Source organism: Geodermatophilus sp. URMC 63 (assembly GCF_053502565.1).
Genome location: NZ_CP199956.1, coordinates 2173113 through 2185579 on the forward strand (window position 1 = coordinate 2173113; position 12467 = coordinate 2185579).

General features: G+C 76.3%; 11 protein-coding genes and 1 riboswitch. Of the genes, 5 read left to right on the forward strand and 6 right to left on the reverse strand.

The genetic code is table 11. From position 1 onward, the window contains the following. Positions 1-89 precede the first annotated feature (89 nt). A complete protein-coding gene (locus tag ACWIZO_RS10500; protein ID WP_448642401.1) occupies positions 90-2162 on the forward strand; it encodes a DUF222 domain-containing protein in 2073 nt (690 codons plus the stop codon). Between the two features lie 117 nt (positions 2163-2279). On the opposite strand, the gene ACWIZO_RS10505 is transcribed toward ACWIZO_RS10500, so the two are convergent. From ACWIZO_RS10505 to ACWIZO_RS10520, 4 genes are all read right to left on the reverse strand, one after another. Then, positions 2280-2594: a DMT family transporter gene (locus ACWIZO_RS10505; protein WP_448642402.1), complete on the reverse strand. Its 315-nt coding sequence runs from the start codon at positions 2592-2594 to the stop codon at positions 2280-2282. Between the two features lie 11 nt (positions 2595-2605). Next, positions 2606-2672: riboswitch (guanidine-III (ykkC-III) riboswitch) on the reverse strand. Between the two features lie 61 nt (positions 2673-2733). Then, positions 2734-4419, reverse strand: coding sequence for a DNA repair helicase XPB (locus ACWIZO_RS10510; protein ID WP_448642403.1), 1686 nt, complete (start codon positions 4417-4419; stop codon positions 2734-2736). 103 nt (positions 4420-4522) lie between these two features. Further along, a complete protein-coding gene (locus ACWIZO_RS10515; RefSeq protein ID WP_448642404.1) occupies positions 4523-5803 on the reverse strand; it encodes a class I SAM-dependent methyltransferase in 1281 nt (426 codons plus the stop codon). A gap of 58 nt (positions 5804-5861) precedes the next feature. Continuing rightward, positions 5862-8123, reverse strand: a complete 2262-nt coding sequence (locus tag ACWIZO_RS10520) for a helicase-associated domain-containing protein (RefSeq protein ID WP_448642405.1) — start codon at positions 8121-8123, stop codon at positions 5862-5864. A 68-nt stretch (positions 8124-8191) separates the two neighbouring features. Here ACWIZO_RS10520 and ACWIZO_RS10525 point away from each other — a divergent pair, with 68 nt between their 5' ends. The 3 genes from ACWIZO_RS10525 (at position 8192) to ACWIZO_RS10535 (ending at position 10711) form a co-directional block, all read left to right on the forward strand. Continuing rightward, a complete protein-coding gene (locus ACWIZO_RS10525) occupies positions 8192-8743 on the forward strand; it encodes a hypothetical protein (RefSeq protein ID WP_448642406.1) in 552 nt (183 codons plus the stop codon). 88 nt (positions 8744-8831) lie between these two features. Next, positions 8832-9059: a hypothetical protein gene (locus tag ACWIZO_RS10530; protein ID WP_446758616.1), complete on the forward strand. Its 228-nt coding sequence runs from the start codon at positions 8832-8834 to the stop codon at positions 9057-9059. Beyond that, positions 9056-10711 carry an AMP-binding protein gene (locus tag ACWIZO_RS10535; RefSeq protein WP_448642407.1) on the forward strand — a complete coding sequence of 552 codons (1656 nt, stop codon included), beginning with the start codon at positions 9056-9058 and terminating at the stop codon, positions 10709-10711. Before ACWIZO_RS10530 ends, ACWIZO_RS10535 begins: the two co-directional genes overlap by 4 nt. Before the next feature lie 14 nt (positions 10712-10725). On the opposite strand, the gene ACWIZO_RS10540 is transcribed toward ACWIZO_RS10535, so the two are convergent. Further along, entirely contained in the window at positions 10726-11493 is a 768-nt protein-coding gene (locus ACWIZO_RS10540; RefSeq protein WP_448642408.1) for an endonuclease/exonuclease/phosphatase family protein, read from the reverse strand. Positions 11494-11569: 76 nt separating this feature from the next. On the opposite strand from ACWIZO_RS10540, the gene ACWIZO_RS10545 reads away from it, so the two are divergent. Continuing rightward, the gene (locus ACWIZO_RS10545; protein WP_448642409.1) at positions 11570-12133 is read left to right on the forward strand and encodes a hypothetical protein; all 564 of its coding nucleotides are present in this window, start codon (positions 11570-11572) and stop codon (positions 12131-12133) included. Here the strand turns inward: ACWIZO_RS10545 and ACWIZO_RS10550 are convergent. After that, positions 12123-12437, reverse strand: a complete 315-nt coding sequence (locus ACWIZO_RS10550) for a DUF202 domain-containing protein (RefSeq protein WP_448642410.1) — start codon at positions 12435-12437, stop codon at positions 12123-12125. The genes ACWIZO_RS10545 and ACWIZO_RS10550 overlap by 11 nt on opposite strands. Positions 12438-12467: the final 30 nt, after the last annotated feature.

Consider the following 12467-nt stretch of genomic DNA (forward strand, 5'->3'; position numbering starts at 1 on the left):
GACCGGGGCCCGTGGATCCCGGGTCCTCGTCCGTGTTCACCCTGCTCAGGCCGCGGTTTCTGTCAGGGGTCGCCCGTAGTGTCGGTGCCGTGGACGACGTGCGGACCCCGGTGCTCGAGCCGCCGGTCGCGTTGTCGTCGGGCCCGCTGGGGGCGGTGCAGGCCGCGGGGCGGGAGATCGGCCGGCAGACCGCGCTGCAGGCCCGGGCGGTGGCCGCGTTCGCCGCCACCCGCCCCGCCTCGGTCGACCGGGCGCCGGGTGAGCGCGGGGCGATGAGCCCGCAGCGGTGGGCGGGGCGGGCCGAGGTGCTGCGGCCGGTGAGCGAGTGGGCGGCCCAGGAGCTGGCGGTGGCGCTGGCGATCAGCGAGCAGGCCGCCGAGGCGCTGCTGCAACGCTCACTGACCCTGGTGCACCGGCTCCCGGCCACCCTGGCCGCGCTGCAGGCCGGGGCGCTGCACCCCGGGCAGCTGGGGCCGCTGCTGGACAAGGTCGCCCCGATCGGCGACGACGGCCTGCGCGCCGCGGTCGAGGCCGACCTGCTGGCCTGGACGGCCGGGCGGGCGGTGACCACGCCGGCGCAGCTGGGCGACAAGGCCCGCCGGCTGGTGCTGGCCCGCGACGCCCGCACCGCGGCCGATGAGCTGGCCCGCGCGGTGCGGCGGCGCGGCATCGACGTCCGCCCCGACCGCACCGACGGGATGAGCGTGGTGACCGCGCTGCTGACCTGCCCGCAGGCGTGCGCGCTGGTGGCGGCGTTGGGCGCCTGCGCCGACGCGCTGCCCACCGATCCCGCCGACGGGCGCTCCCGGGGGCAGAAGATGGCCGACTGCCTGCTGGACCTGGTGCTGCGGCCGGGTGAGTCCGGGCTGCCGCCGGTGCAGGTGGTCCTCACCGTGATCGCCCCGGTGGCCGCGCTGCTCGGCGGGGACGCGGCGTGTGAGATCGACGGGCAGGTGGTGCCCGCCGAGGTGGTCCGCGCCCTGCTGACCGCCCTCACCGGCCAGCCACTCGACACCACCGACGCCACACCCACCGACGCAGCGCCTGATGCGGCGCCTGATGCGGCGGCTCCTGCCGCCACGACGCCCGAGCCTTCTGCAGCCGACGCCACGCCCGCCGACGCCACGTCTGCCGACGCCACCGGAGCCGTGGCTGCGCGCAGCCTGGCGGCCGAGGAGGAGGACTTCCGGCGCTGGTCGGAGGAGTTCGAACGCCGCCTCCTGGCCGGCGAGATCGATCCCGACCCCGACGACGCGGTGCCCGAGGAGGAACTGCTGCGCCGGCTGGCCCGCACCGGCCCACCACCAGACCAGCAGACCCCCGGCGACGCCGCGGACCTCGACCCACCGCCCGACCCGGAGCCTGATCAGCTGCTGCACGCCGACCCCTCCGGTGCCGATCGAGGCGCCTCCGGCGCCGACCCGCCGCCTATCGGTGAGGGCTGGTGGGCGCGCGCCGACCGCGCCGTGGAGCACGCCGGTGCCGCGCTGCTGGCCGCCCAGCAGGCGATCGGGCACGCCCGCCGCCTGGTGCACACCGCCGCCCGCGCCGACGCCGCCGACGAGGCCGCCTGGGCGCGCAGCCCCGCCGGGCGGGTCACCGCCGCCACCGACGCCCTCGGCGCGCTGTCCGCCGCCGGCGACACCCACCGCCACGCACTGGCCGCGCTGCTCGACCGCACCACCGGCGGCGGCCTGGCCGACCGGCCCCGCATCGCCCTGGTCGACGCCCTCACCGGCGCGCTGCTGGCGCTCACCGACCTGCCCGAACTACGCCGCACCGCACACTGCGGCGCGCCCACCTGCCGCCGCCGACCCGGCACCTGCGATCACCAGCTCACCGCCCCCGCCGGCCTGCACGCCCCCGCCCCCACCGACGGCTACCGGCCCGCCGCCGCCCTCGACCGGCACGTCCGCGCCCGCGACCGCCGCTGCCGCTTCCCCGGCTGCCGGAACCGGGTGCCCCGCGGCGGCGAACTCGACCACACCGTCCCCTGGCCGGCCGGTCCGACCTCGGCGGCCAACCTCACCGGCTACTGCACCCGCCACCACCGCGGCAAGCACCAGGCGCCGGGCTGGACCCACCACCAGGCACCCGACGGCACCCTCACCGTCACCACACCCACCGGCCTCACCGCTGTCACGACGCCGCCGCCGTACTGACGGCGAGCCCACGCACCGTGAGGAGGTGCACGGGCCGCAGACGTCCGGGATCAGGCCTCGTCCGGGGTCACGGCCAGCCGCCGCGCCGTGACCCCGGCATCGTGAGGCACCGGGTGGTCAGTGCGTGAGCTTCAGGCCGATGACGCAGCCGACGATGCCCAGCAGCAGCAGGACCCGCACCGCTGACACCGGCTCCTCGCCGGACCACATCGCGTAGCCGGCGGTCAGCGCGGCACCGATGCCCACCCACACGGCGTAGGCCGTCCCGATCGGCAGGCTCCGCATCGCGAAGGCCAGCCCGAGCATGCTGCCGACGATCCCGACCAGGAACACGAGGGTGGGCGCCAGGCGCGTGAACCCCTCCGTGCGGCCGAGGGCGGTGGCCCACACGGCCTCGAGCGCGCCGGAGAGGACGAGGACGAACCAGGACACGAGGACTCCCGTGGTCGCCGTCTTGTCGCTGTCCGGGTACGGCGCCGCTCGTCCGGGGGCCCTCGACCGGGTCCCGTCCCCACCATGGCACACGGGGGACGGCCCGGGCGGTGAGGTCGGCCACCGCCCGGGACCCTCCTCAGTCGGCGGGCTCGTCCACCCAGTCGGGGCCGTTGACCTCACCGGGCCCGGCGATGTCGGCGGCGTCGACGATCGTGTACGCGTAGCCCTGCTCGGCGAGGAAGCGCTGCCGGTGGGCGGCGTACTCGGCGTCGAGGGTGTCGCGGCTGACCACCGTGTAGAAGTGCGCCTGCCGGCCGTCGGCCTTCGGCCGCAGCACCCGGCCCAGCCGCTGGGCCTCCTCCTGCCGCGACCCGAACGTCCCCGACACCTGGACGGCGACGGCGGCCTCGGGCAGGTCGATGGAGAAGTTGGCCACCTTGGACACGACCAGCGTGTCGACCTCGCCGCGCCGGAAGGCGTCGAAGAGCTTCTCCCGCTCCCGGTTGGTCGTCGAGCCCTGGATGACCGGGGCGTCGAGCGCCCGGCCGAGCTCCTCGAGCTGGTCGAGGTAGGCGCCGATCACCAGCTTCTGCTCGCCGGGGTGGCGCTCCAGCACCCGCCGGATCACCGGCAGCTTCGACGTCGCCGTCGCGGCGATGCGGTACCGCTCCTCGGGCTCGGCGACCGCGTAGGTCATCCGCTCCTCGTCGTCGAGGGCCACCCGCACCTCGGTGCACTCGGCCGGCGCGATGTAGCCCTGGGACTCGATGTCCTTCCACGGCGCGTCGTAGCGCTTGGGCCCGATGAGGGAGAAGACGTCGTCCTCGCGCCCGTCCTCGCGCACCAGCGTCGCGGTCAGCCCGAGCCGCCGGCGCGACTGCAGGTCGGCGGTCAGCCGGAAGATCGGCGCGGGCAGCAGGTGCACCTCGTCGTAGACGATCAGGCCCCAGTCCTGCGCGTCGAAGAGGTCCAGGTGCCGGTACTCGCCCTTCCGGCGGGTCGTCATCACCTGGTAGGTCGCGATGGTGACCGGGCGGATCTCCTTGCGCTCCCCGGAGTACTCGCCGATCTCCTCCTCGGTCAGCGACGTCCGCGCGATCAGCTCGCGCTTCCACTGCCGCCCCGAGACGGTGTTGGTCACCAGGATCAGCGTGGTCGCCTTGGCCTCGGCCATCGCCGCGGCACCGACCAGCGTCTTGCCCGCGCCGCACGGCAGGACGACGACGCCCGAGCCGCCGGCCCAGAAGCCCTCGACGGCCTCCTGCTGGTAGTCGCGCAGGTGCCAGCCCTCCTGCGCCAGCTCGATCGGGTGCGCCTGCCCGTCGACGTAGCCGGCGAGGTCCTCGGCCGGCCAGCCGACCTTGAGCAGCGCCTGCTTGAGCCGGCCGCGCTCGGAGGGGTGGACGACGACGGTGTCGGGGTCGATCCGCGCACCGAGCATCGGGGCGACCCGCTTGGCGCGGACGACCTCCTCGAGCACCGCGCGGTCGCTGGTGGTCAGCACCAGCCCGTGCACCGGGTCGTTCTGCAGGGTCAGCCGGCCGAAGCGGTCCATCGTGTCGGCGACGTCGACCAGCAGCGCGTGCGGGACGGGGTAGCGGGAGTAGCGGACCAGCGCGTCGACGACCTGCTCGGCGTCGTGCCCGGCGGCGCGCGCGTTCCACAGCGCCAGCGGGGTCACCCGGTAGGTGTGCACGTGCTCGGGGGAGCGCTCGAGCTCGGCGAACGGCGCGATGGCCGCGCGGCACTCGCGGGCGGCCGGGTGGTCGACCTCGAGCAGCAGCGTCTTGTCCGACTGGACGATGAGGGGTCCGTCGTTCACGGGGACCTTTCGGCAGGCGGGAGGGGACGGCGGCCACGCGGGGCCTCCGACACGGTAACCACGGGGGCCGACAGCCCCTTCCCGCTGAGCGTGTGACCTGGGCTCACCGCCAGTCGCGCAGGCGCAGCGGCGGCTCCTCACCGCCGGGACGCCGGGCCAGGACCTGGTTCACCCCCAGCCGCCCGGTCTCGAACGCCAGGGAGCTGGCCGCCATGTAGAGCCGCCACACCCGCGCCCGCCCCTCGTCGCTGGCGGCCACCGCGGCGTCCCAGTTCTTCTCCAGGCGCTCCAGCCAGGCCCGCAGGGTGAGCGCGTAGTGCCGGCGCAGCGCCTCGACGTCGAGCACCTCCAGACCGCCGGCCTCCAGCGCGGCGACCGTGTCGCCCAGCCGGAGCAGCTCGCCGTCGGGGAAGACGAACCGGGTGATGAAGGTGCGGCGGGAGCGGGGGTCCCCCTCGTTCTGGGCGATGGCGTGGTTGAGCAGCCGGCCGCCGGGGCGGAGCAGGTCGTGCAGGGTGGCGACGTACGCCGGCATCCCGCCCGCGCCGACGTGCTCGGCCATGCCGATCGAGCTGATGGCGTCGAACGGGCCGTCGGGGACGTCGCGGTAGTCCTGGACCCGGATCTCCACCCGGTCGGCGAGCCCGGCGGCGGCGACCCGATCGCGGGCCAGCGCCGCCTGCTCGGTGGAGATGGTCACCCCGACGACGTCGGCTCCGTACCGCTGGGCGGCGTGCAGCGCCAGGCTGCCCCAGCCGCAGCCGACGTCCAGCAGCCGGACGCCCGGGCGCAGGGCGAGCTTGCGGCAGACCAGGTCGAGCTTGGCCTCCTGCGCGGCGTCCAGGCCGGTGCCCGGGGAGTCCCAGACGGCGCACGAGTAGACCAGCGTCGGGCCGAGGACGAGGCGGTAGAAGTCGTTGCCCACGTCGTAGTGGTGGGCGATGGCGGCGGCGTCCCGGGTCCGGGTGTGCCGGCGCGCGGACCGGCGGAGCCGCACCTCCTGCGGCGGCCGCGGAGGAGGCGGCCCCAGGGCCCCGAGCCGGGCGGCGGTGCCGAGGAGGCCGGCGCGCTGCCGCACCGTCGGGGCCTGCGGGCGCTCGCCGGTGGCGGCCCACCCGGCCGTCGTCAGCGCCGCCAGGGTGGCGACGACGTCGTCCTCCACGTCGAGCTCCCCGACGACGTAGGCCCGGCCCAGGCCCACCTGGCCCGGTGACCAGACCAGGCGCCGCAGCGCCCGCGGGTCGCGGACGGTGACCACCGGAGCGCCCGGCGGGCCGGCCACGGAGCCGTCCCAGGCCCGCAGCCGGACGGGCACGTCGTCGATCCCCAGCACCGTTCCCAGCGCCGTGGCCAGCCGCTCGGCGGTGCTCTCGTCAGTCCCCATGCGGCAGCAGCTTCGCGCCGACCGTTGCGGAGTGCAAGCGATTCACGCGCGCGAGACGTCAGGACGACGCGGCCTGCGCCTCGTCGTCCTCGACCAGCGCCACCGAGGTGATCCGGTGCACGGCGAAGGTGCGGTTCTCCCGCCGCCGCTCGTCCCAGCCCTGCAGGAAGCCACCGGCCAGGGACACCGGCTGCACGATGCGCTGGCTGCCGCTGCCCTGCGCGTCGACGTAGCCCAGCCACACCGGCACGCCGTCGCGGATGGCGCGCGACAGCACCTCGAGCGTCCCCGCGGTGGTCACGCCCGGGACCTGCCGCACCGGCGCCGCCGGGCGGGCGGCCAGCGCGGCGTCTCCGGCCCGGATCTCGCGCACGGTGGCGTCGGCCTCGGCCGGCGTGAGCGGGCGCCCGGCCGCCGACGGCGGGGGGCCGGGACGCCGTCCGGCCGCACGGGGCCGGGCCGGCGGCCGGGTGAGGACGGCGCCGCCCGGCGACTCCCCGGCCGGCGCGTACCCCGCCTGCCGCAGCACGGTGAGCACCTCGTCGGCGCCCAGCCCGCTGACCAGCACGCCCGGGGCCAGCCGGCGCAGCTCGGCCGACGCCGTCCGCCGGTCCCTGAGCACCTGCGAGAGCAGCCCGTGGTCGTCGGAGCGGACGTAGCACTCGATGGCGCCCACCCGCAGCCGGCCGTGCTGGCGGGCGACGTCGTCGACCAGGTAGTCCAGCGCCTGCGGCACCGGCGTCCGCGAGGCGCGGCCGAAGAACTCGTGCAGGTCGGTGGCCGACCACCCGGCGTCCAGCGCCCGCCGGACCGAGGACTCCGACACCCGGAACACCGTCGCGCCGCCGGAGGACTCGACGTCGGCCACGACCGAGAGCGTGTCGGCGAGCCCGGCGACCAGCGGACCGGGTGCCACCAGCGTCAGGTCGGGCTGGGCGAGCACGTGGTCGACCGGCTCCGGCAGCAGCCCCTGCACGCCGTCGGCGGCGCCCTCCTCACCGCGGGTGAGCAGCCCGCGGCCGCCCGAGGACAGCACCCCGCCCACCAGGACGCCGATCCGCGCGGCCTCGGCGAGCACGTCGGGCACCGGTGCGAGCCGGTCGGCCCGCCGCGGGGTGCGCCAGCGCAGCAGGGTGACCAGGTCGTCGGGGGCCAGGCCGCGGCCGGGTGGGGGATCGAGCAGCACGGTCAGCGCCGAGCGGCGGACGGCCGGGGCGGTGTGCCGCACCAGGTCGGGGGAGAGGGCGTTCACCGCCTTGCCGGCGACGTCGCGCTGCCCCACCAGCGAGGGCAGCCGGGTGCTCTCCAGCCAGCCGGCCGCCAGGGCCGCCCAGCGGTCGGGCAGCGGCTGCTCCCGCCACAGGTCGTAGCCGCGGGTGGGCAGCCACTCGTCGCGGTGCGGGCCGCCGACGTCGAGCAGGCCGGCGGCGAAGGCCAGCTCCAGCAGCCAGCCGGCGTCGGCCTCCGACACCGACAGCGCCCGGGCCAGCCGCTTGCGGTCGCGGACGGAGACCCCGCCGCTGCGCAGCAGCCCGGCCGGCTCCTCCTCGAGCTCGGCGAGCAGCTCGCCGACCCGCCCGACGACCTCCAGCGCGGCGCCGGCGGCCTGCCGGTCGACGGTGGCCGGGTCCCGCTCGACCACGTCCGGCTCGGGCCGCAGCCGGGGCGGGCCGTAGGGCGCCTCGCCGCGCAGCAGCAGCCCGACCTCGCGGGGCAGCTCGACGTTGAGCGCGTCGATGCGCGCGAGCAGCCCGGCCTGCAGCAGCCGCCGCGCGGGCGAGGCCGCGCCGCCGCCGGTCTCGGGCAGGTGGCCCACCGGACGGTCGCCGGCCAGCCGCTCGAGGACCTCCCGCTCGGGGTGCTCCAGCGCGCCGACGGCCGCGGGCAGGTCGGCGGGCAGGGTCACCCGCAGCTCGGCGGCGCGGCGGCCCAGCCCGGCCGGGTACCGGACGGCGCGGCGCACCTGGTCGGGGGCGTGCAGGACGTCGTCGCCCCACAGCAGCGCCCGGGTGGTCAGCTGCCCGACCGCGGCGGCGACGGCGACCTCCGGCAGGCCGGGCAGCGCCGCGGCGACGTCCCCGCCGTCGATGCCGTCGGTGGGGGCCAGCAGCACGACGTCGAGCACCTGCAGGGTGGCCGCGTCGAGCTCGTCGAGCGCCCGGTCCACCGACACGGGGACGGCCAGCCGGCTGGCCAGCGCGACGACGTCCGAGGGCGCGGGCCGGGCCACGTCGGGCCGGGCGGCGAGCAGCGCCGCGAGCTGGGCGTCGCTGCGGGTGCGCAGCCACGCGGCGAGCGTGGCGGGGCGGTCGGCAGGCATCCGGTCAACGCTACGACGCGGCGGGCCGGGCTGCCGCCGCCGTCCCGGGGGCCTGCCAGCATGGCGGCGTGCAGCCGGCCGCCGACGACCCGCACACCCGGGCCGCGCTGGAGGGCTACCGCGCCGGGGCGCTGCGCTGGCTGGCCGGTGGGGTCATCGCCGTCGTCCTGGCCGTGCTGCTCGGCGCGGTCGCCGTCAGCGTCGCGCAGGACCGCGGCCGCCCCTTGCCGCTCGTCGGCATGGTCGTCGTCGTCCTGGTCGTCGGCGGCTTCGTCGCCGCGGTCGCCGGCCTCGGGGGGCTGCTGCGGGCGCTGCGCTGGCGGCGGGGGCTGTCGGCCGTCCCGTGGCAGCGCGGGCTGCTGCGCATCGCCGGCCCGGCGATCGTGGCCTTCGAGCCCGAGGGCTACGACGAGTGGGACCCCGACGACGAGCCGGTGCGGCTGCGGCTGGTCAGCACCTCGGTGTGGCGCACCCGCCAGGTGCAGGGCCTCGACGGCGGCGAGGTGCGCGCGGCGCCGGTCGGCGGGGGACGGTGGGTGCTCACCGCCGAGGGCCTGCCCACCCTCTACGGCGCCCGCACCGCCGGCCGGTCCCGCCGCGGTCCCCGCGAACGGGGGTGATGCGGGCGCGGCTGGTGCGGGTAGGACACGGGGCACGCGAGAATGGCGTCGACGCGCACCAGGGGTGCGCCCGAGGCACGGAGGCGAGATGGCCAAGCGCAAGGAGAAGCACGCCCACCTGGTGGAACCCACCTGGGGGCAGTCGGAGAACGAGGGGCCGCCGGTGACCGAGCTGGTCAGCGAGCTGGCCGGCGGGCTCTCGCCCTTCGGTGAGGACCACAGCTTCCCGCTGCCGCCCGAGCGGCTGCGCTACGCGCACCCCACCGACAAGCCCAACCGGGCAGGTGTCCAGCTCCCCGAGAACCGCCGGCGATGAGCGCGCCCGCGCTGCCGTCCTACGCGAGCGGCACCTCGACCGTCCCCCTCCTCGGGGACACGATCGGTGCGGACCTGGACCGGACGGCGGCGCGGGTGGGTGACCACGAGGCGCTCGTCGAGTGCGCGACCGGTCGCCGCTGGACCTATCCGGAGCTGGTCGCCGACGTCGACGCCTGCGCCCTCGGCCTGGACGCCCTCGGTGTGCAGAAGGGCGACCGGGTCGGCATCTGGGCGCCCAACTGCGCCGAGTGGGTCTTCGTCCAGTACGGCACCGCGAAGCTCGGCGCCGTCCTGGTCAACATCAACCCCGCCTACCGCACGCACGAGCTGGCCTACGTGCTGCAGCAGGCCGGGATCTCGGTGCTGGTGGCCGCGACGGCCTTCAGGACCAGCGACTACCGGGCGATGGTGGCCGAGGTCCGCGGGCAGTGCCCCGAGCTGCGCGAGGTCGTGTTCCTGGGCGACCCGGAGTGGGAGCGGCTGATGGCGACCGGCCGGGCCGCCGACCGGGGCCTGCTGGCCGAGCGGGCAGGCGAGCTCTCGGCCGACGACCCGATCAACATCCAGTACACGTCGGGCACCACCGGCTTCCCCAAGGGCGCCACGCTCAGCCACCACAACCTGCTCAACAACGGCTTCTTCGTGGGCGAGGGCTGCGGCTACACCGAGGCCGACCGGGTCTGCATCCCGGTGCCCTACTACCACTGCTTCGGCATGGGGATGGGCAACCTCGGCGCCACCAGCCACGGCGCCACGATGGTCATCCCCGCGCCCGCGTTCGACCCCGCCGCCACCCTGCAGGCGGTGCAGGACGAGCGGTGCACCTCCCTCTACGGCGTCCCCACGATGTTCATCGCCGAGCTCGCGCTGCCCGACTTCGGCACCTACGACCTCTCGAGCCTGCGCACCGGGATCATGGCCGGCTCGCCGTGCCCGGTGGAGGTGATGAAGCGGGTGGTCGCCGAGATGGGCATGACCGAGGTGACCATCTGCTACGGCATGACCGAGACCTCCCCGGTCTCCACCCAGACCGGTGCCGACGACGACCTCGACCGCCGCACCTCCACCGTCGGGCGGGTGCACCCGCACCTGGAGGTCAAGGTGGTCGACCCCGAGACCGGCCGCACCGTGCCCCGCGGCACCCCGGGGGAGTTCTGCACCCGCGGCTACTCGGTGATGCTCGGGTACTGGCAGCAGCCGGACAAGACCGCCGAGGTCATCGACGCCGCCCGGTGGATGCACACCGGCGACCTCGCGGTGATGGACGGCGAGGGCTACCTCAACATCGTCGGCCGGATCAAGGACATGGTGATCCGCGGCGGGGAGAACGTGTACCCGCGCGAGGTCGAGGAGTTCCTCTACACCCACCCCGACGTCGTCGACGCGCAGGTCATCGGCGTCCCCGACGAGCGGTTCGGCGAGGAGCTCATGGTCTGGGTGCGGCTGCGCGAGGGCGCCGAGCCGCTCACCGCCGAGGCGCTGCGGGAGTTCTGCGCCGGCAAGCTCGCCCACTACAAGGTCCCGCGCTACGTCAAGATCGTCGACGGGTTCCCGATGACGGTCACCGGCAAGGTGCGCAAGGTCGAGATGCGGGAGGTCTCGATCGAGGAGCTGGGCCTGCAGTCGGCCGCCGCCGTCCGCAACGCCTGAGGGCGGCCTCCCCCTCAGGCAGGGCCGCAGGGCACCACGAGCGCGCGGTGGTCCGACAGCGGCAGCCGGGGCGCCTCGGCCTGCCCGGTCGCCACCAGCCGGCCGCGGGCCAGCACGTGGTCGAGCTGCCGGGTCGGCGCGTGCGCGGGGAAGGTGGCGCCCGCGGCCAGGGGCCGCAGCCCGCTGACCCGGGTGGCCTGCCGCGGCTCCATGTTGAGGTCGCCGAGGAGCACCAGCGGCTCGCGGGTGCCGGTCAGCGCGCGCACCAGCCGGCGCAGCTGGAGGGAGTTCCAGCCGGGGATGAACGACAGGTGGGTGGCCGCGACGGTGAACTGGCCGTGCGGCCCGTCGAGGACGGCGGCCACGGCCACCCGCGGCTCGTCGCCGACCAGCTTGGGCGCCCGGGCGCCGCGGAACCACACCGGCACGCGCCGGTTCAGCGCCGGGAGCCGCACCACCCGCCAGGACACGACCGGGAACCGCGACAGCAGCGCGATGCCGTAGCTGGCCGAGCCCGGCTGCTCGTCACCGGTGGCGGCCATCCAGGTGCCGCCGGGCGTGCCCGCCAGCGCGGCGACGAACTGCGAGTCGACGGCGCCCATCGCCTCGGCGGCCACCGCGGTGAGGTCGGCGTTCATCGAGCGGGGCTGGTCGCGGTCGACCTCCTGCAGCCCCAGGACGTCGGCGTCCAGGGTCTTCACCGCGGCGGCCAGCCGGTCGACGTCGACCCGGTCGTCGACCGTCGAACGCCCGTGCAGGATGTTGAAGGTGGCGATGCGCACGCCGTGCTGCGTGCCCCGGCCGGCCCGTCCCCACGCGTGCGTGGCGCGCCCGGTCGCGGGTAGCAGCCGGAGCGTGATGCCCGACGACCGCGACGAGATCCGCGACCTGCTCAAGCGCACCGCCGTGGCCCTCAAGGAGGGCGGCGTCCCGTTCGCCCTGTGCGGGGGGTACGCCGCGTGGGTGCGCGGCGCCCCCGAGCCCGACCACGACGCCGACTTCCTCGTCCCCTCCGCCGAGGCCGAGCGGGCGGTCAAGGTCCTCCACGACGCCGGCCTGCAGGTCGAGGACCCGGCCGAGGACTGGCTGACCAAGGTCGTCCAGGGCAGCTCGTTCGTCGACGTGCTGTGGCGCACCTGCGGCCACCCGGTGGAGAGCGACCTCATCGAGCGCGCCGAGGTCAAGCCGGTGCTGTCGGTGCACATGCCCGTCCTCGCGGCCACCGACATCCTGACCACCAAGCTCATGGCGCTCGACGAGCACTACTGCGACTTCTCCCGGCTGCTGCCGGTGGCGCGGGCGCTGCGCGAGCAGGTCGACTGGGCCACCGTCCGGCGCGAGGTCACCGACAACGACTTCGCCGTCGTCTTCCTCGACCTGCTCGGCCGCCTCGGCGTCGTCGAGCCGCCGGTCAGCGACTGACCACCACCACCGCCGCGGCGGCCGCGGCGGTGAGCACCACGGCCGCGGTGGCCAGCGCGGCCGCGCGCGGTGCCGCCGCCGGCGCGCAGGTCAGCGCGCGGGTCAGCGCGCGGGCCCGCTGCGGTGCGAGCAGGCCGAGGACGGCCAGCCCGGCCAGCGCCACGACGGCCGCCAGCGCGAGTGGCAGCACCCGGCCCGACAGCGCCGCCCGGTGGGCCAGCAGCGCGGCCACGCCCAGCAGTCCCAGGCCGGTGCGCTGCCAGGACAGCGCGGTGCGCTCCGGCTGGGTCTCGGCCCCGCTCACCGGCCGGCTCCGCTCACCGATCGGCCCCCC

What these genes read in the sequence shown, in the direction of transcription:
- ACWIZO_RS10520 (WP_448642405.1), bottom strand. Translation starts at nt 8,123, where the DNA reads ATGCCTGCCGACCGCCCCGCCACGCTCGCCGCGTGGCTGCGCACCCGC.
- ACWIZO_RS10530 (WP_446758616.1), top strand. Translation starts at nt 8,832, where the DNA reads ATGGCCAAGCGCAAGGAGAAGCACGCCCACCTGGTGGAACCCACCTGG.
- ACWIZO_RS10545 (WP_448642409.1), top strand. Translation starts at nt 11,570, where the DNA reads ATGCCCGACGACCGCGACGAGATCCGCGACCTGCTCAAGCGCACCGCC.
- ACWIZO_RS10535 (WP_448642407.1), top strand. Translation starts at nt 9,056, where the DNA reads ATGAGCGCGCCCGCGCTGCCGTCCTACGCGAGCGGCACCTCGACCGTC.
- ACWIZO_RS10515 (WP_448642404.1), bottom strand. Translation starts at nt 5,803, where the DNA reads ATGGGGACTGACGAGAGCACCGCCGAGCGGCTGGCCACGGCGCTGGGA.